Source organism: Flavisolibacter ginsenosidimutans (assembly GCF_007970805.1).
GTDB lineage: Bacteria > Bacteroidota > Bacteroidia > Chitinophagales > Chitinophagaceae > Flavisolibacter > Flavisolibacter ginsenosidimutans.
Genome location: NZ_CP042433.1, coordinates 2895333 through 2917456 on the forward strand (window position 1 = coordinate 2895333; position 22124 = coordinate 2917456).

General features: G+C 44.3%; 18 protein-coding genes, 1 tRNA gene, 1 pseudogene and 1 riboswitch. Of the genes and pseudogenes, 6 read left to right on the forward strand and 14 right to left on the reverse strand.

Annotation, left to right across the window (positions count from 1 at the left end; genetic code table 11):
• Positions 1-90 precede the first annotated feature (90 nt).
• From gldG to FSB75_RS11880, 3 genes are all read right to left on the reverse strand, one after another.
• Positions 91-2508 carry a gliding motility-associated ABC transporter substrate-binding protein GldG gene (gene gldG / locus FSB75_RS11870; RefSeq protein WP_146787540.1) on the reverse strand — a complete coding sequence of 806 codons (2418 nt, stop codon included), beginning with the start codon at positions 2506-2508 and terminating at the stop codon, positions 91-93.
• Between the two features lie 130 nt (positions 2509-2638).
• On the reverse strand, positions 2639-2995 hold the full coding sequence (locus tag FSB75_RS11875; RefSeq protein ID WP_146787543.1) for a HesB/IscA family protein: 357 nt from the start codon (positions 2993-2995) through the stop codon (positions 2639-2641).
• 48 nt (positions 2996-3043) lie between these two features.
• Entirely contained in the window at positions 3044-4237 is a 1194-nt protein-coding gene (locus tag FSB75_RS11880) for an IscS subfamily cysteine desulfurase (protein WP_146787546.1), read from the reverse strand.
• 93 nt (positions 4238-4330) lie between these two features.
• On the opposite strand from FSB75_RS11880, the gene mce reads away from it, so the two are divergent.
• From mce to FSB75_RS11910, 6 genes are all read left to right on the forward strand, one after another.
• Positions 4331-4750, forward strand: coding sequence for a methylmalonyl-CoA epimerase (gene mce / locus FSB75_RS11885; protein ID WP_146787548.1), 420 nt, complete (start codon positions 4331-4333; stop codon positions 4748-4750).
• Positions 4751-5289: 539 nt separating this feature from the next.
• A complete protein-coding gene (locus FSB75_RS11890; RefSeq protein WP_146787551.1) occupies positions 5290-5787 on the forward strand; it encodes a cupin domain-containing protein in 498 nt (165 codons plus the stop codon).
• A 211-nt stretch (positions 5788-5998) separates the two neighbouring features.
• Positions 5999-6232, forward strand: a riboswitch (cobalamin riboswitch).
• A gap of 98 nt (positions 6233-6330) precedes the next feature.
• On the forward strand, positions 6331-8274 hold the full coding sequence (locus FSB75_RS11895; protein ID WP_146787554.1) for a TonB-dependent receptor plug domain-containing protein: 1944 nt from the start codon (positions 6331-6333) through the stop codon (positions 8272-8274).
• A gap of 82 nt (positions 8275-8356) precedes the next feature.
• Entirely contained in the window at positions 8357-9106 is a 750-nt protein-coding gene (locus FSB75_RS11900; protein ID WP_146787557.1) for a Dph6-related ATP pyrophosphatase, read from the forward strand.
• A 39-nt stretch (positions 9107-9145) separates the two neighbouring features.
• The gene (locus tag FSB75_RS11905) at positions 9146-9724 is read left to right on the forward strand and encodes a MarC family protein (protein ID WP_146787561.1); all 579 of its coding nucleotides are present in this window, start codon (positions 9146-9148) and stop codon (positions 9722-9724) included.
• A gap of 43 nt (positions 9725-9767) precedes the next feature.
• Positions 9768-9842, forward strand: a tRNA-Arg gene (locus FSB75_RS11910).
• Between the two features lie 736 nt (positions 9843-10578).
• On the opposite strand, the pseudogene FSB75_RS22370 reads toward FSB75_RS11910, so the two are convergent.
• From FSB75_RS22370 to FSB75_RS11960, 11 genes and pseudogenes are all read right to left on the reverse strand, one after another.
• Positions 10579-11430 (reverse strand): annotated as a pseudogene (locus FSB75_RS22370) (recombinase family protein); the annotation flags it as partial.
• 64 nt (positions 11431-11494) lie between these two features.
• Positions 11495-11722: a hypothetical protein gene (locus FSB75_RS11920; RefSeq protein ID WP_146787564.1), complete on the reverse strand. Its 228-nt coding sequence runs from the start codon at positions 11720-11722 to the stop codon at positions 11495-11497.
• Positions 11723-11881: 159 nt separating this feature from the next.
• Entirely contained in the window at positions 11882-13381 is a 1500-nt protein-coding gene (locus tag FSB75_RS11925) for a hypothetical protein (protein WP_146787566.1), read from the reverse strand.
• Between the two features lie 10 nt (positions 13382-13391).
• Positions 13392-18581: a JAB domain-containing protein gene (locus FSB75_RS11930; protein WP_146787569.1), complete on the reverse strand. Its 5190-nt coding sequence runs from the start codon at positions 18579-18581 to the stop codon at positions 13392-13394.
• Positions 18578-19270: a hypothetical protein gene (locus FSB75_RS11935; RefSeq protein ID WP_146787572.1), complete on the reverse strand. Its 693-nt coding sequence runs from the start codon at positions 19268-19270 to the stop codon at positions 18578-18580. Before FSB75_RS11935 ends, FSB75_RS11930 begins: the two co-directional genes overlap by 4 nt.
• A gap of 70 nt (positions 19271-19340) precedes the next feature.
• Entirely contained in the window at positions 19341-19937 is a 597-nt protein-coding gene (locus FSB75_RS11940) for a hypothetical protein (protein ID WP_146787575.1), read from the reverse strand.
• A gap of 12 nt (positions 19938-19949) precedes the next feature.
• Positions 19950-20120, reverse strand: coding sequence for a hypothetical protein (locus tag FSB75_RS21830; RefSeq protein WP_172623130.1), 171 nt, complete (start codon positions 20118-20120; stop codon positions 19950-19952).
• Positions 20121-20149: 29 nt separating this feature from the next.
• Positions 20150-20785, reverse strand: coding sequence for a hypothetical protein (locus tag FSB75_RS11945; RefSeq protein ID WP_146787578.1), 636 nt, complete (start codon positions 20783-20785; stop codon positions 20150-20152).
• A gap of 10 nt (positions 20786-20795) precedes the next feature.
• Positions 20796-21035: a hypothetical protein gene (locus FSB75_RS11950; protein ID WP_146787581.1), complete on the reverse strand. Its 240-nt coding sequence runs from the start codon at positions 21033-21035 to the stop codon at positions 20796-20798.
• A gap of 73 nt (positions 21036-21108) precedes the next feature.
• Positions 21109-21708 (reverse strand): hypothetical protein, encoded by a 600-nt coding sequence (locus FSB75_RS11955; RefSeq protein ID WP_146787584.1) that lies wholly within the window; start codon positions 21706-21708, stop codon positions 21109-21111.
• Between the two features lie 17 nt (positions 21709-21725).
• Positions 21726-22121 carry a peptidoglycan recognition protein family protein gene (locus FSB75_RS11960; RefSeq protein ID WP_146787588.1) on the reverse strand — a complete coding sequence of 132 codons (396 nt, stop codon included), beginning with the start codon at positions 22119-22121 and terminating at the stop codon, positions 21726-21728.
• Positions 22122-22124: the final 3 nt, after the last annotated feature.

Genomic DNA, 22124 nt, shown 5'->3' on the forward strand with positions numbered 1-22124 from the left:
GCAGAAACGGGAAGGCGCTTGTCTTTCCTGCTAACCCGGCTTAAAGGATGGAATTAGCGGGCTGTTATGGAAAGAGTATTCTTTTATTTATTATGAAGCAAAGCGCCGGCGGCGAAGGCTCTGGTAAATTATGCCGAAAAAAATCACCAGCGCAAAGGGCAAAGCAATGTTCACCAGTTGCCACTTGCTTTTTTCGGCTTCGGTTTTTTTGGGGTCGAGAAGGCGCAACACGATCTCTTTATCGCGTGTAGCAATGATGCTTGATTTGCTCGTTAAATATTCCAAACAATTCAGTAAAAAATCCCGGTTGGCAAAAGGGTATTCGTATTGCGAACCCATTGTAAATAAGTTCATGCCCATGGGCAAAGGTCCTTGCTTGTTCGACACATCGTTTAATACCATGTCGCCGTCGGCAACAACGATCATTTTACCGTCCGCACCGCTGTTCTCCTTAAAGCCGCCCGATTGCGCAAGGCTGTCCATCTGCGCCTTGCTAACGCGGTCTTTGTACAGCGAAGAAAATTTTCCTTCGAGCAAAACGGCAACGGGAATGCCGTTCTTTTTAAACTTCGCGTCTTCGGGTGCGTTGCGGTTTTCGTTGGTTGAAATGAGCGCCGGTGTACTGATGGTACGGGAGTTGTTGCTGCTTTGCAGCAAGTATGTTTTTTTAATTCCTTCGGCTTCTACGGTGTCCATCGAGTTCACAAAACGGCCGGCTACAAGCCCAAGATTTTTGTTGATGGGATGATTGTTTCGGGTTTCGAAAAGCGGGTAATAATTCCAGTGCAAAAATTCGTACTGCGGCTTGTCTGCTGTGCCACCTACGGCAAAAGGGAGGAAGTCGCATTGAAGATCCATCACAAGATCGGCGTTGATGCGGGCACCGTAATTAAACAACAAATCAGTAAGGTTCAGATTCCGGTCGTAAGCAATCAACTCGCGTTTAAAACTCAGGCTGTCCTGTTCGGCGTGCAGGTTGTCAATAAACATCAACACCTTGCCGCCGTTCATCATGTATTGATCAATCTTTAGCTTTTCGGCTTCGCTGAATCCATTCGCCGGCTTTACCATCAACAGCACCGTTGCTTCTTTTGGTATGTACGGAAAAACGTTCAGGTCAAAAGGCCTCATGCGATAATCGGCCGCGGTTATTTGCTGCAGATCGTAAATGCGGTTGTCCACGGGCTCGCCATTTCCCACCGCGTAAGCAATGGCTCTGACTTGCGGGTTCGTCACCTTGTCCAAGCTTTTGGCAAAGCCGTATTCCATCATCGCTTCGGCGTTGTTAAGGTCTTTTGGCGTAACGTCAGGCTTATTGCTCAGAAAAAGATTGACGACTTCGATTTGATTGCCCACGCGTAGCAAAGCATAAGGATAAATGTATTTCGATTCTTCCCCGGCTTTTACCTGTGCCTTTACGTTGATGGGACCGAGACCGGCACTGCGCAGAGAATCGCCCCAGGTTTTGCCATTGCCCGCATCTTCATCGGGCGAAACAAAACGGTATTTAACGCGGGCCGGATTAGCGTCTTTCAACACCGTCAAAAACTCTTGCGTGGCGTTGCTCAACTTACGAAAGTCCGCCGGAAAATCGCCTTTCAAAAACACGTCAATCACCACGTCCGATTGCAGGTTGCGCAGCAAATCCTTCGTGGTTGACGTAAGTGAATAACGCTTCTCCTGCGTTAAATCAAAGCGGGCATGAAAAACAGAAGCCAGAAAATTTATTGCTACCAAACCTGCCAATAAGCCAATCCACCACAACGTGTTTCGTTTTCGGTTTTTCAGCCATCGTTTGCTAAGGCTTTGTTGGGTAAGAAGTAAAAAGAAAAGAATGAAGCCGAGAAAATAAATTACATCTCTCGTGTCAATTACGCCGCGGCTAATGCTTTGGTAATGAAAGTTGATGCCGAGCATTTCGATATAATAATCCGCACCGTTTTGAAAGAGCGGCAATTCGCTCAGCGCACTGAAACCGTAATAAAAAAGCACGCAGGCAATGAGGCTGATGATGAAAGCCACCACCGCATTGGTGGTAAAGCTGCTGGCACAAACACCAATGGCCGTAAACAATCCCGTGAGTAAAATAAGACCGAGATAAGAACCAATGGCCGCACCGGAATCAATGCCCGTTGTGGCCGCAAGATGATTGATGGTAAAGTAGTAAACAAGCGTCGGCAAAAGCGCAATCAGCGCCACGACGAAAGCACCAAAGAACTTGCCCGTTACAATCTGCCAGCGGCTAAGCGGCCGCGTTCCCAAAATTTCGAAGGTGCCGCTTTTGAATTCATCCGAAAAGCTGCGCATGGTAATGGCCGAAATTAAAAACAGCAAAATCCAGGGCGCAAAGGAAAAAAAAGGATCCAGTGTAGCGTAGCCAAACTCCAGGATGTTGTTTCGCAGCACAAACAACTGCAGGCCGTTTGCCAGCAAAAAAACAACGATGGCGATGTAACCGGTGAGCGAGCTAAAGGCTTGGCGGAGTTCTTTTTTACAAATGGGCCACATGAAAATGCCGAATCTAAAATGTAAAATTTAAAATGCGAGGTTGCAAAGTAAGGCAATGTGACTTTCCTGCGGATAGAAAAATCCCGTGCTGCAAACAGAGCACGGGATGATGTTGCCGGGGTTGAAAAATTTACACTGCAAAGCTTTCGCCGCAGGCGCAGGTGCGGCTGGCGTTTGGATTGATGAAATGAAAGCCCTTGCCGTTCAACCCGTCGCTGTAATCAAGCTCGGTGTTTACGAGGTACAAAAAACTTTTCAGGTCGGTCACGATTTTAAGGTCTTTGTTGTCAAAAACCTGGTCGGCAGGTTTGATTTCGTTGTCAAAATCCATTTTATAGCTTAGTCCCGAGCAACCGCCGCCCACCACGCTTACCCGCAAAAAATACGAGGAATCGGTTTGGCCCGCATCGGTCATGAGCTTGCGAATTTGCTCTTTGGCTTTCTCGGTTATCGTTATTGCATTTTCAAATGTTGCTGTTGTCATCATTCAAAATTAAAAATTCAAAAGGCAAAAACACTTTGTTCACGTTGACTTTTAACGTTTGAGTTTTGCGCTTACTTCTTTCCAAAACGGATTTAACCCGCGAAGGTCTTGCACCGCTGCCGAAACCTTCTCGATGGTGTAATCAATTTCCTCTTCGGTGGTGGAACGGCCCAAGCCAAAGCGCAGCGAACCGTGTGCGGCTTCGTTGCTCAAGCCCAATGCTTTCAAAACATAAGAAGGCTCCAGCGAACCCGATGTGCAGGCCGAGCCGGAAGACAGCGCAATTTCTTTTCCCAACGCCATTAGCAAGCCTTCGCTGTCCACGCCGGCAAAAGAAAGATTGGTGATTTGCGGCAAGCGGCTTTTTGCATCACCGTTAACAGACGTTCCTTCAATTTTCAACAAGGCCTTTTCAAGCTTGTCGCGCAGGCGGCTTGTGTGCGCCGCATCCTTTTGCGTTTCATCTAAACAAAGTTGACAAGCCTTACCCAAACCGGCAATGCCCGGAACGTTGAGCGTGCCGCTGCGCAGGCCGCGTTCGTGACCGCCGCCGTCCATTTGCGCCGTCAACTTTACCCGCGGTGCTTTTCGCCGAACGTACAAGGCGCCCACGCCTTTTGGCGCGTAAAATTTATGGGCACTCAAGGCCAACAAGTCACTGTTGTCGCGAATTACATCAACCGGAATTTTACCAACGGCCTGCGTGGCATCGCTAAAAAACAAAACGTTTTTTTCTTTGGCGATGCGGCCAATTTCGGCAACGGGTTGAATCGTTCCAATTTCGTTGTTGGCGTACATGATGGCAATGAGAATTGTTGTTGACTTGATTGCTGCTTCGAGTTCTTCCACGTTGACCAAACCTTTTTCGTTCACGGGCAGATACGTTACGTCCGCGCCTTTCTTTTCCAAATGCTTGCAGGTATCCAAAACCGCCTTGTGTTCGATGCTGCAGGTGATGATGTGAGCCCCTTTTGAATTGTATGTTTCGTAAACACCCTTGATGGCAAGGTTAACCGCTTCGGTTGCTCCCGAGGTAAAAATGATTTCGGTTGGTTCGGCATTGATTAACTGCGCCACTTGTTCTCTTCCCTGGTCAACGGCGGCTTGGGCCTGCCAGCCAAAAGAATGATGGCGGCTTGCAGCATTGCCAAAGCTTTGCGAGAAATAAGGCAGCATCGTATCCACTACCCTTGGGTCGCAGGGCGTGGTGGCGTTATGGTCAAGATAAATTGGGAGATGAAGCATAAAGGTTAAGCACAAATTTACTTCCGGTCACGTACCGTTGAAAAAGCAAACGTAACGGCAGTGTAATTTTATCGCCTTACCAAACTTCTCATTATGCGTAAGGTTGAACACATTGGCATCGCGGTAAAATCGTTGTCGGCTTCCGTGCCGCTGTTTGAAAAACTACTGAACACATCTTGCTACAAAACCGAAACCGTGGAAAGCGAAGCCGTAGCCACCGCATTTTTTCAGCATGGCGAAACGAAGATTGAATTGCTGGAATCAACAAAAGAAGACGGCGTGATTCAAAAATTCGTTGACAAAAAAGGCGAAGGCCTTCACCACATTGCTTTTGACGTAGAAGATATTGTGGCAGAAATGGCACGCTTGAAAAGCGAAGGCTTTGTTCTGCTAAACGAAACACCAAAACCCGGCGCGGACAATAAACTTGTTTGCTTTCTTCATCCAAAGGGCACTAACGGCGTGTTGATTGAATTGTGCCAGGAACGGAAACAAACAGGCAGTAAGCAATAGGCAAACTTTTGTACATGGTCAATGCGACTGCACCGCAAAACAATCCCGACAATCCGTGGTTAAAAAGAAAACCCCTGGTAGAAACCCGGGGTACATCCTCAACGCCTAAAAAAAATAAGGTTAGCTGCCGGCGCAAGCCGGTTAAAGAGAAACGGTGTTTTAAAATTTGTCGGGATTGTTGAATGTGTATGTAGCAAGCAATCGTTGCCGAAAGCAAAGAGAGTATAATTTCATGATACGGATTTGTGTTAGGGTGTTGCGTTTGCTGCAACGGCGACAAACATAATGTGACAATTGTTTCTGTGCAAGTGTTTTAAAAAAATAATTTTCATGACTTTGCGCTTTTGCATAAAGTCACAAAGCCGCAAGAGTTTTCATGTATTCGCGATAAGTAATTCCCATGATCAATAACAGCGTTTAAGGTACGCTTGCGCCGACGACAAATGAAAGCAAGACAGTTTATGCATAACGCAACGTCCTCCTTTCGTTCTGCTTAACGCACGTTCGGCTTTGCAAAAATTTCTCGTCAACTTTATTGCATGACAGCACCCGAAATCATTCGTCAACTAAATCTGAACCCGCACCCCGAAGGCGGCTTTTACAAAGAAGTTTACCGCGCAAAAGGCACGATAAAAGAACAGGCCTTGCCGTCTTCCTTCGGCGGCGAAAGAAATTATTCCACTTCTATTTACTACCTGCTGCAAAAAGGCGATTACTCGGCTTTTCACCGCATTAAAAGCGACGAGCTTTGGCATTTTTATGCTGGCGGAACGTTGCTCATTCATTGCCTGAGTAAAGAAAGCGGTTACACGTGCTTGCAACTGGGAAACAATTTTGCGAAAGGCGAGAGCTTTCAATTTGTTGTTCCGGCCGGTGCCTGGTTTGCTGCCGAACCCGCAGTGGATACACCCTTTACGCTTGCCGGTTGCACCGTTTCGCCGGGTTTTGATTTTAGTGATTTTGAAATGGCAAATAAAGAAAGCTTGCTGCAGCAGTTCCCGCATCACAAAGCAATCATTAATCGCTTGTGCCGCTGAAGAAGGAGACGATCTTTTGCATTGTTTGCCGTTCAACTCTTTTAAGCAGAGAGATGCACAAGAAATTTCTTCGTGGCCCTTCAGTGTAAAAAGAGTTGAATAAAGTTCTGAACGCACAAGTGTGCGACGCAACAGACGATGAACAGAATTCGAAACGCTGGTTACATAAAAATCTGCGCGGCTTTGCCTCTTCGTCTAAACCCCTTTCCCCTACATTTGCGCTGCAATTGGTTTCTTCCATTAAACGAAGAATGAAAAGGGAAGCCGGTGAAAGTCCGGCGCTATCCCCGTAGCTGTAACGTTCACGAGCCGTAGCAGCGAGTCGCAAGCAGCGCTCCTGTTCGATCGCTCAAACTGTTGCCCCGCGCCACTTTGATGCCCGCATCATGGGAAGGCCGCAACAGCAGAATGAAGCCAGAAGACCTGCCCGTTGCAAGTAACAACATTCATGCTTTCGGAGGAAAAGCAGAGAAGAGACTTGCCGCGGAAAATCTCTCTCTATTTCTTTTTTCGATCGCCGTCACAAAAAAAATTCAAACCAACATGCGAAATTTTTTTTCTGTGGCTGCACTTTTTTTCAGCAGTCATTTACTTGCGCAAGACACGCTCGAAAACCTAACCGTTACCGCCAACAAGTTTTCAACAAAAACAACCGAGACAGGCAAAGTGGTTGTCACCATTAACAGGCAGCAAATTGAAAAAGCAGGGAGCCGTGATTTGGCGCAACTGATTACCGAATTGGGCGGCGTATTTATTAACGGCTACACGAGCAATGCCGGCAAGGAAAAAAATATTTACCTGCGCGGCGCCAAGGTGGATTATACGCTTATTACCGTTGATGGCGTTCCAGTGTACGATGCCTCGGGCATCGGCAGCAATTTCGACATCCGCAACATCAGCGTTGACGAAGTGGACCGCGTTGAAATTTTAAAAGGTAGCCAAAGCACCTTGTACGGAAGCGACGCCATTGCCGGTGTTATCAACATCATTACGCGAAAGGGCGGAACAAAAGCTGTTTCGGCAAACGGTGTAATTGATTACGGAAGCTACAATACCTGGAGAGGCAATGCCGGCATTAACGGCGCGGCAAAAAATTTTGATTACAACATCGGTTATTCGCACAACAGCACAAAAGGTTTTTCTGAAGCCAAACAACCGGCGAACGCTACAAAAACCTTTGACCGCGATGGGTTCAATCAAAACAATCTTCAAGCAAACGTTGGCTTTCAAACGGCTAAGACGTTTCGCGTTCAGCCTTTCTTTCGCTACAACAAAAACAGCGGCGCTTTGGACAACGATGCTTTTGTAGATGAAAAAGATTTCACCTACTCGTCAAAGAATTTGCAAACCGGCGTGAAGAATATTTTGGCTCTGGGCAAAGGCCAGTTGAACGTTCTTTATCAATTCAACAAAACCGACCGTGCTTATTTGAACGATTCAAGTGACGTTCCGGGGTATTACAAGTATGATCGATCCCGTTACAAAGCCGCGGAACATTTTGCCGAAGCCTTTTTTGTTTATCCTTTTTCATCCGTTAAGTTAACTGCAGGCGCAGATTACCGTGCGTCGAATTATGATTACAACGCTACACAGATAAATATTTATTCACCGGTTCCGCAGAAAACATCCCTCAGCAGCGACAGCATCAAACAGACCCAAGCCAGCGCTTACGCAGCTTTGCATTATCACTATCAAAATTTTTCCGTTGAAGGCGGTGGCCGTTACAACCATCACTCGGCATACGGAAGCAATCTTGCGTACAACTTAAACCCATCTTTTTTCATTCAAAAAACGGTGAAGGTTTTTGCCAATCTTTCATCAGGTTATAAAACGCCGAGCCTTTACCAACTGTTTTCGCTTTACGGCAACAAAATTTTAAAGCCCGAAACATCGTTGAACCTTGAAGGCGGCGCACAGGTGTTTTCAAAAGACGGCAAAGCGAATTTTCGCGTGACGTATTTCAACAGAAGAGTAAAAGATGTGATTGCCTTTCTTTCCATTCCGCAAGCCCCGTATGCGCAATACACAAACCAGGACAAGCAACACGATTACGGAATTGACGTTGACGGCATATTGAACTTAACCGACAAGATTAGCCTGCGCGCATTCTACAGTTATGTTGACGGAAAGATTACAACGAAACAAGGCAGCAAAGACACAACTTATTTTAATTTGCTTCGCCGCCCGAAAAGCACGATGAATGTTTTCCTTGGCACGCAAATCACCAAAGCTTTGTATGCTTCTCTTAACGTGAACAACGTTGGCGAACGCAAAGACGTTTACTATGACCCCACAACTTTTGTCGCGCAATCCATCACACTAAAGCCGTACACACTGGTAAACTTCTATGTTGAATACGGCTTCTTAAAAAGCCGTCTGAAAGTCTTTGCCGATCTGCGCAATCTTTTTGACGAAAGCTATTCGGATATTTACGGTTACAACACGGCCGGCTTTAACGCGTACAGCGGCTTGCGTTTTAATTTTTAAATGATATTGGGATATTGGGATATTTTGTTTGCGCTCATTACTTCAACATCTCAATATCCCAATTACCAATCTCTCCTCTTTTATGAAAGCATTTTTCAGTTGGAGCGGAGGCAAGGACTCCGCTCTTGCTTTGTACAAAGCAAAACAGCAAGGCGTACCAATAGAAGCATTGGTAACAACGGTGAATACGACCGCGAACCGCATTTCTATGCACGGTGTGCGAAGAGAATTGCTGGAAGCGCAGGCAGCCTCCATCGGCTTGCAGCTTTATACAATTGAATTACCCGAAATGCCCGGCATGAAGGTTTACGAAGAAGCCGTTCACCGGATGCATCAACAATTAAAACAGGAAGGTTTCACGCACGGGGTATTCGGTGATATCTTTTTGGAAGATTTAAAAATTTATCGCCAAAATTTATTGATGAAAGACGGGCTTCAATGCATCTTCCCGCTTTGGGGAAAGAACAGTAAAGTCTTGATGAACGAGTTCTTCGACTTCGGTTTTCAATCCATTGTCGCCTGCACCAACAGCTCACAATTGAATGAAAGTTTTTGCGGAAGGCTTTTGAACGAAGCTTTTGTAAACGACCTTCCGCAAAACGTTGACCCTTGTGGTGAAAACGGCGAGTATCATTCTTTTGTTTTTGACGGGCCCATTTTTTCAAAGCCGGTGCACTTCAAAAAAGGTGAAAAGGTTTTTAAAGAATACGCGGCCCCGGTGCTTCAACAAGACTTGGATGACAAAGTGCAAGTTCAGGATAGCAACGACAACTGCTTTACAACACTGCAACCGAAAACAGGTTTTTACTTTCAGGACCTGGTAAAGGCATAAACTTTTTTGAAGCCTTTACATTTGTACAAACCCGGTATTATGGATTTTAAGCTGAGCGACTTTTTAACGGTTACGTTTACTTTGTTTGCTGTCATTGACATTATTGGTACCGTGCCGGTTTTAATTTCAATGAAAAGCAAGATGGGCGGCATTCGGGAGGGAACGGTTACATTGATTTCCGGTGCATTAATGATTTTGTTTCTTTACCTGGGCACACCGTTTTTAAAATTGCTGGGATTGGACGTGCGGTCTTTTGCCGTTGGCGGCTCTATCGTAATTTTTATTTTGGGTTTGGAGATGGTGCTCGGGCTTGAGTTTTTTAAAAGCGAGAACGACATTCGTTCGGCAACGGTTGTTCCTATTGCTTTTCCGCTTATTGCTGGGTCGGGCACACTAACCACCATCATTTCGCTAAAAGCCAATTATGACTCTCCGGTTATCTTGTTTGGCATTCTGGCCAACCTTGTTTTTATTTTTATCGTGTTAAAATCAATGGGCCTGATCGAAAGAGCTTTGGGTCCGGCTGGATTGATTGCGGTGCGAAAGTTTTTTGGCGTAATATTGCTCGCCATTGCAGTAAAGATCTTTGCGTTTAACGCACACGGACTAATAAAATAGGTATCTGATAATCCGATTAAACTGATAACCGGATAACCACCTTGGCCTCGTAGTACAATGGATAGTATAAGAGTTTCCGAAGCTCCAGATACAGGTTCGATTCCTGTCGAGGCTACCAAACCGGAATTTCTGAAAATTAGCTCAGAAGTTCCGGTTCCTCTTTCCTCTACAAGTCCCTTCTGGCGGGCAGTTAGCGTAAAAATAGAATTCATTTTTACGGTTCGAGGTTGGTCGATTTTCTTCGAATAATGGATTCCTTCGGGGAAGATGGAAAATTGAAGCGTTTGTTTACCCTTGTAATCGCTGGAAGTCCATACAGACGGGAGTTCCATGAGATATTCGGTAGAGCGTTTGACAAACTTTTCTAGGTTCGAGGCGGAAAAAGTGGTCATGCCGACATAGGCTTCCATTTCCTTCCTTTCGCCCTTAAACTTGCGGGAAAACTTCTCGTATAAGTCGGCCTTGATTTCCTCGTTAATGAACCGTTCTTCCAACCGTTCAATCTTTTCCTCCAACTCCTTTGACTTGAGTTTGTATTGCTGCAAAAGTTCCTCTCTTTCGGTATTGAGGGTGTTGTAGATTTTGCGTAGCTGAAGTTGGTACAGGTCAATGTAATCCTCATAAAGTGTAACCTCATCCAATATGGTTTCAAACAGTCCGTGAAGTTTCTTGGCGCTGACATTGCAAGAGCATTGACTTCCATTATCGCATTTGTAGTAGTAAAGGTTTTTCGCTTTGACGATATAGCCCCTCAAATTCTCTTTGCAGCTATCGCATTTTACGAACAGCTTTAGCGGCAGGTTCTCGTTCAAAAGATTGGCTTTGTAGCCATGTGGGATTTTGGCTTTCTGCTCATTGGCTCGGAGAAACAATTCTTTAGAAATAAGTTTCTCATGCTTGCCTTCAATCATTTCCCCTTCTAAAAGTGAATGGGAAAGTATACCGCAGTAAAAGGGATTTTGGAGGATTTCACTCATTCGGGAAATAGAAACCTTTAATCCTTGTGCTGCCAAACGTTTAATGATTTCTACCATCGTAATGCCTTCGTTAGCTTTCCAGATAAATGCCTTACGAATCAGCCTTCCCTTTTCGTTTATCACGATAGACTTTTCGCTGTTGATGGTAATGTTATCATAACCCATCGGCGCACCACAAGGCCACACCCCTTGCAGGAGCTTTTCTTTCATTCCGGCAATGGTCTTTTGGCGTCTTAGGTCATTGTCGTACTGGCTAAACAAGAACAAGATGTTTTGTTGCAACACTCCCGCCGGATTGTTGGTATCAATAGGCTGCGTTACCGAAACAATCTGAATGCCTAAATCCCGAAGTTGGCGAGAAAGCCAAATTGCATTGTCACCAGTACGGCTGAAACGGTCAAGACTATACACGATGATTTTCAGCGACGATAGTTTTTGCTTCTTGCAGTATTCAATCAGCTTCTTGAACTCAATTCGTTCATCACTGGCGGCTGATTCATAGGTTCCACCAAAATGGGAAAGGATGTTGTACCCATTCTTTAGGGCATGTAATTCGCAAGCCTTCTTCTGCGTATCCAGACTAAGATTTCCCTCTGCCTGTTCTTTGGTAGAAACCCTTGTATAGATAACGCAGTTCTCATCGCTGACTACTTTAAGATTGGCTCCTTTGGCAAACTTGCCGAGACTGACGAAGGCTTGTTGTTTCGATTTAGTAGTTTTCTGGGGCATAACTAACGGTTTGTTGTCTCAAATCTAATGATAATCAACACGTTATGAAAATATTTTAGAAAATTTAAGCTGCTTTTGACGACTGGGCTTTTTCTTCTTTGCAAAAGACCTGATAGGATATTAGAGCCAGATTATGCAGTGTAGTGATGATGTTTTGTACTTCTTCGTCTGAAGCGTTCTTGAACTTAGGGAGGGAACGAACTTCAGCCTCTGTTAGAAAGAGTTTCGTTTCTTTCTTTTTGTTGGCTTCATTCTCTTGAAGCCACTCGTGTAAATCCACAATTTTAGACATAGGATAGTTTTTTACAAACCTATAATTGTTGGCGCTGGCACTGTCCGTTTTGGGAAGGTTTGGGCAGATTTGGGACAAGAAATAGTGAAAAAAGAAGACCTCTGTAAAAACAGAGGTCGCAACCAAAACTAACTGCTTATTAAGCAGGGATAAAGTTAACTACGCCGCAAAAGAGTTATCAAAAATATCTACTTCGCCACCCTGATTAAACCTGCCCATTTGCACTGCCTTACCTTTTTGTGGCACTTCAACCACCACATCTACATCATGCTGAAACGAATTGGCTCCCCGGAAGTTTCCGTCTTTGGTTGACTGGAAAATAAAGATGAATGATTTGGTAGGATTGGCTGCTTTTAGCTTATTCAAGTCTGTTGGCTCTAAGCCAAGCCGATTCACACTGTCGAGGAAAATAAAATCGTAGCCGGCCAGGGAGGTTGGAAGAAATGACGATACATAAAGGTTTGGATGAGCAACTGCTTTATCATTGAGTTTCTTTTGTAGGGTCATATCCAAGCCTTCTTCTTTTGCTACATACAGAACCTTACCGTGGTTGCGAGCCAGGTAACCGGCAAAGTCTATGCACAGGTAAGACTTACCCATCTTAGGTTTCCCATAGACCATTGCCGTAAAGTTGCTTGAAGGGTCGCCTATCAGTTCTAACCACTTGCCTTTAAAGCCAAGCGTATCAAATTCCATGTTGGCGAAGTCCATACTATTCATAATTGCGGGTTTCCCATCAAAGCCATTTAAGTTTTGACAGGCACAACCAAGTATTCCTTCCAAACCGTTCAAGGTGGCCTGCTCTATTTCTAATGTCCTAACTGCTTTATCCGTAATAAAAGCTTTGAGATTTTTCTTCAGTTCATGTATCTCCACGATATAAGGGTCATTATCTGTAATCTTTCCTTTCTTCATTGCCCTGTTGATCTGCTCAAGCAAGCCCTTTGCTTTTTCTTTCATGCCGGGCTTTTCATTAAGGGAAATATATCGTTTGATAAAACTAACAGATGCCATCACCTTTTCACCACTGGTCAGCTTTTTCAAAGCCTCAGCCGTTTCCGACTTTAGTTCCAACTTAATTTTTGCCTTCATCGTGTTATACACTTCGATCAACCGTTCCTGCACATATTTGATTTGGTCAGCATAAGGTGAAGTTTTGCGGATGCGCTTTTCCACAATGGCTTTTTGCAGCGAATTGATGAAACGAAGTATTTCTTCTTTTGTTTTGGTTTTGCCATCAAGGTTCACGTAGCGTTTGATGAACCGAAGTTCCTCAGGCATTCGCTCAACCCACAATGGTTGTTCCGGTATTGGCTTTTTCGTTTTGCCTTTAATTGGTTTATCCACTTTGGCTCCTTGTTCATCGATTAAGCCTTGCTTACGCATGGCTTCCTGCATAATTTCTTGGTTTTGCTTTCGTTCGGCTTCCTTCTTGCGTTGCTTTTTTTCAGCCTTACTATTCTCCTGTAAGAATTCAGCCAGTCGTTCAAAGTAAAGCTGAACTGTTTTACGAATGGCGGTGCTGTTGTGATAAGTGTTCCAATCCACTGCATCACTAGTAGCTTTCATTAAAAACTCATGACCTTTCTGCAAAGGCATCGGCATGGCTTTAATGTCAACAGTGGCTATTTTGTTTAAGTAGTTTTCAGGGTTAATCATTTTGTAGTATTTAAGCGGCAAGTAATTCAAGTTCCAGGGCAAGGGCTTCGGCTTCCAGTTCCAGAAGCAAAATGTTGTTTACGGGTTCTTCTTTTTCTTCATCAGGCACAAGGATTGGCTTGCGGTTCTTAAATCGCATACCATCATTTTTCAGGTCTTTGAGTTGATAGGATTGGATAGTAACAGAAAGCGAATGATTCATCTGCAGCAACTCAACGGCTTTGTCAATGTTCCTTTCCGGTAGCATGGCCACCATTTTGTCCGAGGTCTTTTCAAAGTTATTGTTCTCAACAAGTGTCAGTAACTGCTTGTCTAAATATAGGTCACCACCTTTTGTACGTGATGCCGCAACAATTAGTTTATAATGTTCCCGTGTACGGAAAAACGAAAGACCACTATTGGTCGCAATGTGTCCGTTCTGTGTAAGGGATTTAATTAAGGGCAATGCTTTGAGAATTGGAACAACCACCTTGTCTTGCACTTGCTCGGTAGGGTTCCAGTTCTCCGGCATGAGGATTCCTTTCTTTGTCTCTCCTCCATCGGTTGTATAACTCACCAATTTCCCCTTGAAGTCCGAAAAGGCTTGAAGCAAATTGCCTGTGATGATGTGCCGTATTCTGCGGTCCACGTTGTTTTGTTTTGTGTATTCTTCCCATCTACTGAGCATGTCGCTCATAGAGGGTTGGCCTACGTCAACGCTTGCGCCAATAATCGCCATTACGTCTTCCGAATATGAAGCAGGGATAGCCAGATACTTTGAACTGTTAGCAATTGCAAACCGGAGCTTAATAGCCGAAGGTGCATAAGGGTTTTTCTTTTTACCCTCAATGGTAAATCCTAAGAAAATACCGGGCACCAGCTCGTTGCCGCCCTGATAGGTTTCGATTGGATAGTTCAGGCTTCTGCCAACATAGAAGAAGTTGAACATCTTCATCAGATACTGCTTACGGTTCTCAAATACTCTTTTTGTTTGTTCCTTCTTTGTTTCTCTGGCCGTTTCCAATTCCTTACGCCTTTCCGCACAGGCCATCAGGTAAGCGCCTTCGCCCTGCTTCGCCTGGATTTTGAGCATGGCCTTTTCGTTCGGAATGTTAAGGATAAGGTCTTTGTACTTAGCCTCAATGTCCTCCAATTCGGCTTCCAGCGCTTTTTCGTTAAAGTGGGTGAACTGCTGGATGAGTTCTGCTCGGAGCGTTTTCGGTTCAACGCCTTTCAGTGATTCTTGTATTAAGTTTTCCAGTTCTGTTTTGCTAAATGGTTTTTTCAGCACGTTGGCACGAACAGTTTCCAAATTGCTATCATCACCAAAGGCACTATCCGAACCTTTGCCCATCTTAATTACTTTCCTTCCAACAGTTTCAGCTTCGAGGTTCATGGCCTCTACTTCTAAGTCGTATTCGCCTACCTGTTTTAGGTAGTCTGCATAGTCGCTGTATCTTTCTGAAATATCGTTGTAGAAGTCAGCTTGCATTTTGGTCGAAAGAACCGCAACACGGCCAGACACCTTGTGTGCTGCATCTTCTAAGATGTTACCTTCCCTAGAACCGCTATCGGCTTTGCTATCTTCCAACCTCAACGGATCATCAAGCAAAGCATTGACATCTTTGTTCTCTAGCAGATAATCCTTTACAATCTTATCACCGTATTTATTTAGGAAGTCTGGTACGTCCAAAATCTTGTTGGATTGCTTTTGATTGGAGGCAGTATTAGCGTCGAGTGACTTCAGCTTTTTTTGCAGCATCATCATGAGCCGCTTCTCGGCAGGAATCGCCGAAGTCACATAATCGTAGATTGGTTTTAGGATTTGGCCTGTGCGATTAATGCGGCCTCTCTTTTGTACTTCCGTATTAATATCGAGTTCTGCTTGCAGTACAATCATTACTCTTTGGCGTACTTGGTCTTTGGGAACTTTGGCTGTTGGGATGGCATGTGCGGATGCACCCGTGCTTCCGGATTGATTAATCATCAGCACATCTACTTCGTTGTTGTTGAACTGGCGAAAGGCATCATTTGTGTTTATTCGCTTGCGGGACAAGACTAAGCCCTTTCCTGTGTTGGTATTGAGTTGCAGTTCAAACTTCCGTCCGGTGACTTCTGCCACTGAATAACCTGCCTCTTTCAACCTTTTAATAATGGCATCAATAGGAGAAATGGTAATGCCGGTTGAAGCGTTTTTAATCTTGTTACAAATGCGGTTGTATTCGGCTCGTGCTTCTTGTGGTAGTTCGGATAGCTCAAACTTCTTGTGAATGCTGTTTCCATCCACGTCTTTTTCAGAATAGCGAAGAATGCCGTCTAATCCTCGTTTTAAGACTTCGGTGAAATCAGCATTGATCGTATCACCATCAGTGACCAGCATTCCGTGTTCGTTCTCCATGCCTTCGATAAAGCTGCCCATTGTGGAAGCAAAGGCAATCACAGGCTTCTTTCCTTCCTTTAATCGTTGAATGGTTCGGTCGGCAACAGCGTCAGCTTTCAGCGAAAAAAGCATTTGGTTAATAACCTGGAAGACTTTAGAGAAATAGGGTTGGCTATCTACACCAGCTTGTGATGTGCCTTCCCTGAGTTCCACTTCTTTTCCTTCGGCTACTGCTATCTTGTCTAACTCCTCAATTTGTTCATCAACATAGGTTCCTTGAAAAGCAATAATGTCCCGAAGTATGTCCGTGATGTTATCAGCAATGGCCCTGTGTTCTTCTGCTTTGTCGTCAAGGGTGAGGTAATTTACTTCTACACCTTCAAAGCTGCGTTCACGCCTCACCATTTGTCCTTCGGCCACAAGCTGAGAAGAAAGAATTTCCTGGAGGGCTACACCGCCTCTTGTAATGGCATCCACCAAGTCATCTTTGCTCATGTTGCAATCCGCAATAGAAGTCTTCATGGCGTAGATAGGCATGTTGTCGGGCCGCTTGGCGAAGGTGGCTGATAAGAACACAACGCCTTTTGTTCCTGCAATCACCTTTTGCAAAAATTCCCCCGTATTAGAAGAACCGCTTGAGTTGTGCGCTTCGTCCATAATGAAAATATTGCCTTCGGCAATCGCTTGCAAAAAATGCGGCTTCTCCGGCTTCTTTTCCGGTGAGTTGAACTGTGAGTAAGTAGCCACTACAAAATCATAGTTAGCAGGAATCGCTCTATCTGCTATGATTCTATTCTGCTCTGTGACAGGAGGTGCTTGATAAATAATATTTCCGTCTTCGTCTTTAATGTCTGTCTTGGATTCTTTAGTGTTGACGATAAAGGGCTTGAATTGTGCAGATCCAATGGCTGATAAATCACGGTAGATGTCGGAGAACAGGTTTGCTTTTTCGGTGAGGAAAACAGGCTTGTGTCCTTGCACAACAGCATATCGAATCATGGCAGCAGCAACCCTTCCTTTTCCAATACCAGTCTGGTCACCGATTATCATTCCCTGGCCTCTTGCTTCTATATTGTAAATAGCCATTGCAACCGCGTCTATTTGTTCAGCGGATAACACTTTACACAGTTCTGTTTTGCTTTTATATTTTAATCTGTGCCGAACAAAATTGTCTATGTCGCCGCCCACTTCTTTTTTGATGGCCACAATTGCTTGCCTTGTTTCAAAGGCCATACTGTCTGGGACTTGCGTATTCAACACTATACAAGCCTCTGAAGCAGGTTCATAGGGTGCGCCTAAATCACTTCCACCAAATAACCGTTGCAGCTCAAGGGCTTCACTTTCCAGGTCAGTAAATGTTTTCATAGGTTGGGAGTTTTCTATTGCATCCATTACTCTTTCAAAGAGTTCATCAAAGGTTTTTACCTCTTTGTCTTTTTCCGAATTGTAAATGGGCGCAGCGCCAAAAGGTTTATCCTTTCTGCCTCTTATTAAAATCAAACGAACGTCAAACGAAGTCCCTTGACGTGAGTATAGTTTGTGACCGTCAATGTTGATTACATCGATAACATTGTAGCGGCTATATAGGTAGTTAAAAAAGATGCGGTTCTTTCCTGCCTGAACTCTTCCCTTTTCGTCCCAGGATGTATGCCCACCGATGATGATCGCTGCCTTTCCATCGTCTTTCATGCAGTTGAGTGCTGTTAGCGCCATCACATGCTCCAATGGCTTTATCGGAAAGGTATCATACATCACTTCTGCGTCCATCTTGCCGAAAGGTGGATTGGTAATGACAGCATCAAACTTTTTTTCTAGTCCTCTAAATGTTTTAGTTGCATCTTGGTTCATTACAAGTCCGAAGCCTTGTGTCTCTAAATTCCTTCTTCGTACTGGGTCAATTTCGTTGACAGTACATTGAAAAGGGTTGGCAGCAATCGTCAGTAATCCATTGCCTGCAGATGGTTCAAATACTGAAATGCTGGCATCCTGCAATCCGCAGAAAAAGCCGGCTATATATCCGATTGGAGCAGGTGTAGAATACTGTTGGAGGAGTATGGATTGAGAAGTGCGGTGCGATAGGTTTACTTGTGATTCGTAAAGGCGGCAAATAGAGTGGTATTTTTCGGCTGTTGTATCTTCGCTGTGTGCAAGTGTCCTTGCTCTGGTTACAATAGCAAGCTCGGTTAGTTCTTTAACTTCTGTTTTATCTGTAATGCCAAAAAAGGCAGCTAGTTTCTCAATCGAAGTTTTATTATGTCGTTGGCCATCAACTAAACTTTTTAATACTGCCTGTACAAAACTTTCCTGCCCGTTTATAAGAGCACCTAAACCTTGAAGCCCTAATAGCCCCTGGTCAGCAAAAGAAAGAAAACTATCCTTTGTGATGATTAAGTGGTCAAGCAATTTAATATCCATCAGAGCCGCACTTTCTTTCAATCGTTGCGTTATTTGTTCATCTGCTCTGCTTGGCTTTAGATTGCCTGAAGGATGGTTATGTGCTACGATCATTGCAATGCAAGCACATTTGAGAGCCGTGCCTAAAATGATTCTTATATCAGCAACTGTTGCATTAATAGCTCCCTTGGAGTGCTTATAATAACCTATTACATTATTTGACTGGCTTAGATAAAGCACGATAAACTGCTCTTGCAGCTCTACTTCATTTAATCCGATTGAAGTGCGAATAAAAGTCGCCACGTCGGATGACGAGGATATAACACCCGACAGAAATTTTCCCGAACTACGGTTATAAGAGACCTGTAGTTCGGGAATTTGAATTTCCGGGAGGTTACCAAGTACTATTTCTGGTGTTGTTGGATACATCATCTGTTGGTTGGTCATTCAACCGGCTGATAGACCGGTGGATTAGAGTCGCCTACTGGCCCGCCTGGCCCTTCAGCCGGTGGATTGTAGTCAGGCAAAATCGGCAATGGAGATTCAATAGGCAAATCATGGTCATAAGGAACATAGTTGAGCGTCTCCCGCTCTGTCCAGGGGTAGATCGCCCTTTTGGTTCCGAACGCCCACTCCGATATAATTTCATCACCGTCACGACGGATACGCTCAATTGCCCACTCTTGTTGATCTGGAATGCCAAAGCGGGAATGCCAGCCTCGATAAATGGTATAAGGATTTGATTCATCGGTGCGGGAAGGCTCGTCGGCCGTTACCTTGAGCTCGCGGTTGTTGATTGCTACCAAGACGTTTGTAAGCTGACTTACTTGGTTTAAGATGGCAATCTGCGTCACCTCTTTTGCATCACCTCCTAAGTAGGCGTCTGTGACCATCATGGCCTTAATGGTATCTCGAAGCTCATTTGCAGAAGCAACCACTGGATTACTTACTTCCTGATAATTAAGAAAAATGTTTTTAAGAGGACCTTCGCCAATATCAATGCGTACAATGTTGTCGTGTACAGTGTCAATGGTCTTGACCTGATCTTTAGCAACCAACAGAGTTTTACCATTCTTCTCGATGCGTATTACGGCGCCATCATTAATGAGATTAGTGGCGGGGGCGGATTGTGCCATAGTAATAGTTTTAATAAGCTTTTATTAATTATTCAAACAGTTTGTCGTTAATTGACTTAACGCTTTAGTATTAGTAAACGATGCTGTCAGCCAAAAACGGAGCGTATTGAAGTTGCAGCCTGTTATCCCATATATTATCGTAGAAGCGGTTGCCATCAGCCCATTCATGAGTGATTATATCGTTTATCTGGCTGATTTTTTGGATGGCCCAAATTGGCTCCGAACCGATTCCAACGACCGTTGCCCAGCCTTTATAAATAACATTAGGGTTAGACTCGTCTACGAAAATGGGTTCCAGTTTTGGTACACTTTCTCCCTGCTTTTGAATGTCGCGTAAAATGAATTCAATACCGCCCAATCTTCCCGAAACCTCCTCAAGCGTTGCTTCCTTGGGAGCATCGCCATCGTAGATTTCAGACTTCATCAAAGCGTTGATATGATCCCGAAGCTCACCCGCTGAGTTGACTGTAGGAAAGGTTACTTCCTGGTAATTAAGAAAAATATTCTTTAGTGCTCCTTCACCAATATCAATGCGGACAAATTTGGTTTTCACGATGTCAATGGTTCGAATCTGTTCCTTCGACACCATCAACACTTTTGTTTCGTTGTTTGCCAATGTCTGCTGGATGCGAATACAATTGGCGTCATTAAAAAGTTGATACGACATAGTGATTAATTATTATGGTTTAGATTTTACAGTTTTTTCAGCAATACTCTCCCCGATAATGGAACCCAAGAAGCCACCCATCATCACATAGGGAACGGAATCTTTCTCAGCTTCTTTAGAATACCAATAAGCTAGTAAAGAAGTGAGTAACGTAACGGTGGAAACAATGGTTTTTTCTTTCATGGGAAGGCGAATTTATTTTGTGCTGTTGGTTAGTGATGCGAGAGATAAGTGGCGGCAGCACCAGATAAGATGAACAAAGCCGCCGATAATAGTTTGCTCTTTGTTCGTTGCTGCCTCACTGTTTTTGTTAGTGCTTTGTTGTCGGTTGCAAGAATGGTCTGCGCCTCCAGACTCTTTGTGAAGGATTCTTTTAGGATTTGATACTGCTGCTGTTGCAATGCAACCGTTGAATCCCGGTTCTGTACTTGACTTTCTAAAACGGCAACTTCTGAATTATACAAGCTGTCCTTTTCTTGAGAAGCAGCGATAAGAACAGGAACAGTGTCGGCCAACGAATCACAATTAGCATCGGAATGCGAATCACTTTTTTGATGGCTTTCAAAGCGTCTGTCTAAAAGACTGAAAACTTCCTTTTGTAACCGGACTGTTTTGGCATTTGCAATAACTAATGCTGCTTTCATGTTTGTTAATTGATCGGCCAGTTTATTATTCTGGCTATTTAATGAATCAGCCTTCTTTGTATAAATAGCTTCAGATGACGTAACTTCTTTTTGCAACTGCTTAGGCGATTTAACAGTGACTGCTGGCTTATATTCAGGTATTAACATTTGGCCCCATAGAAAAGAGAGGAAGATGCCAAATACAAGACCGATGGAAAAAAACAAGAAGGCATTTTTAAGGGATGGATGGAATGTCATTTTGAGTACAGGTTTTTTTCTCCAGTGAATAGCCAAAGCATCCGGCTGCTACCAAAGAAGTGAAGGAATAGAACATGAATTCGGGCACTGCTTTTCCAAAGAATTGTTGCCCAATCCAGCTAATGATGATGATAAGAAGCAGAACGGCGATAATTGCTTCTCTGATAGAGAAGTCACCGTTCTTGTCACGCAGGATTTGTTTGATAAAGTCTTTCATGAGGTATCGGTTTTAAGTAAAGAATACGTGAGTGAGGCAAGTCCGGTACTGATGGTTACGGCCCCAAGAGCCATCAGGAATTTTTTTTTGCTTCACGGTTTACAGCCCGTTCGTCAATAAGTGTATAAGTGAAGTCGTTACCGTAAAGCGACTTGTGTTTTTCGCAAAGCGAAAGAAACAAGATGAACTCCGTGACGTTGGCAAAGACCTGGCAACCGGCGGAATACTGATCCACTGTTTTTGTCGTACCGTTTTCGGATGCCCTGTGAATGTTGATGCCGAACAAACCAGTATCTAATTTGCCGTTCAAGAAGTCAAGGGTAGCATTACGGTCATAGTCCCTCATCACGGTCACAGGACGCTTTTGCACAAGGGCCAGGTATTTACCACGGTGCATTCCCATTTGATGCGAACCGATATACTGGCCTTCTTTGAGGATAGCCGTTCCTTGCGGGTTCATAGGGTTTTTCAACCAGTAAGTCCCTGGGTCCGTTGTAGCGGTAAATCTGTGCTGTGTCAGCTTTCCCGCTTTATCCTGAAAGAAGACATAGATGGCATCGTCAAAGGAGTTTGGCTTAACTGAGTCGGCACGAACACCAACAATATTTAACTCGTAAGGGCGCATAAAGATTCTGTATCCCTTCTTTTGAAGGGCTTCTTGTACTGTATTCATGATAATGGATTTAAAAATTAGGCAACCGCTATTTCGGGCTCGTAGTGTTTTAGCCATTCCTTTACATTGAAGCCAGGGCAACCAGTTGCGGCTTCGAATTCTTCGTGCCCCATAATGCGGGCACTTGGATATTTCACTGAAAGGGCAATGAGCTTGTTGAACAGGGATTCTTCCTGAACCGGCGTTCGAGTGTCACCCAAGTTTCCTGATTTGTTGCGCCCCCCTGCATAAGCAATATGAATGGCTTCGTTATCGGCAGCAACTACATTTTTGAGAATTGTGGCTTCCGGGTGAATTTTCTTTATTTCCCCGCCACGTTCCACTACAAAATGAAAATCGCCGTAGAATTGAGAAACCTTTGGATCAAACGTAGCGGTTGAGTGTACAATGATGTACTTGATGTGTCGTTTCATAGA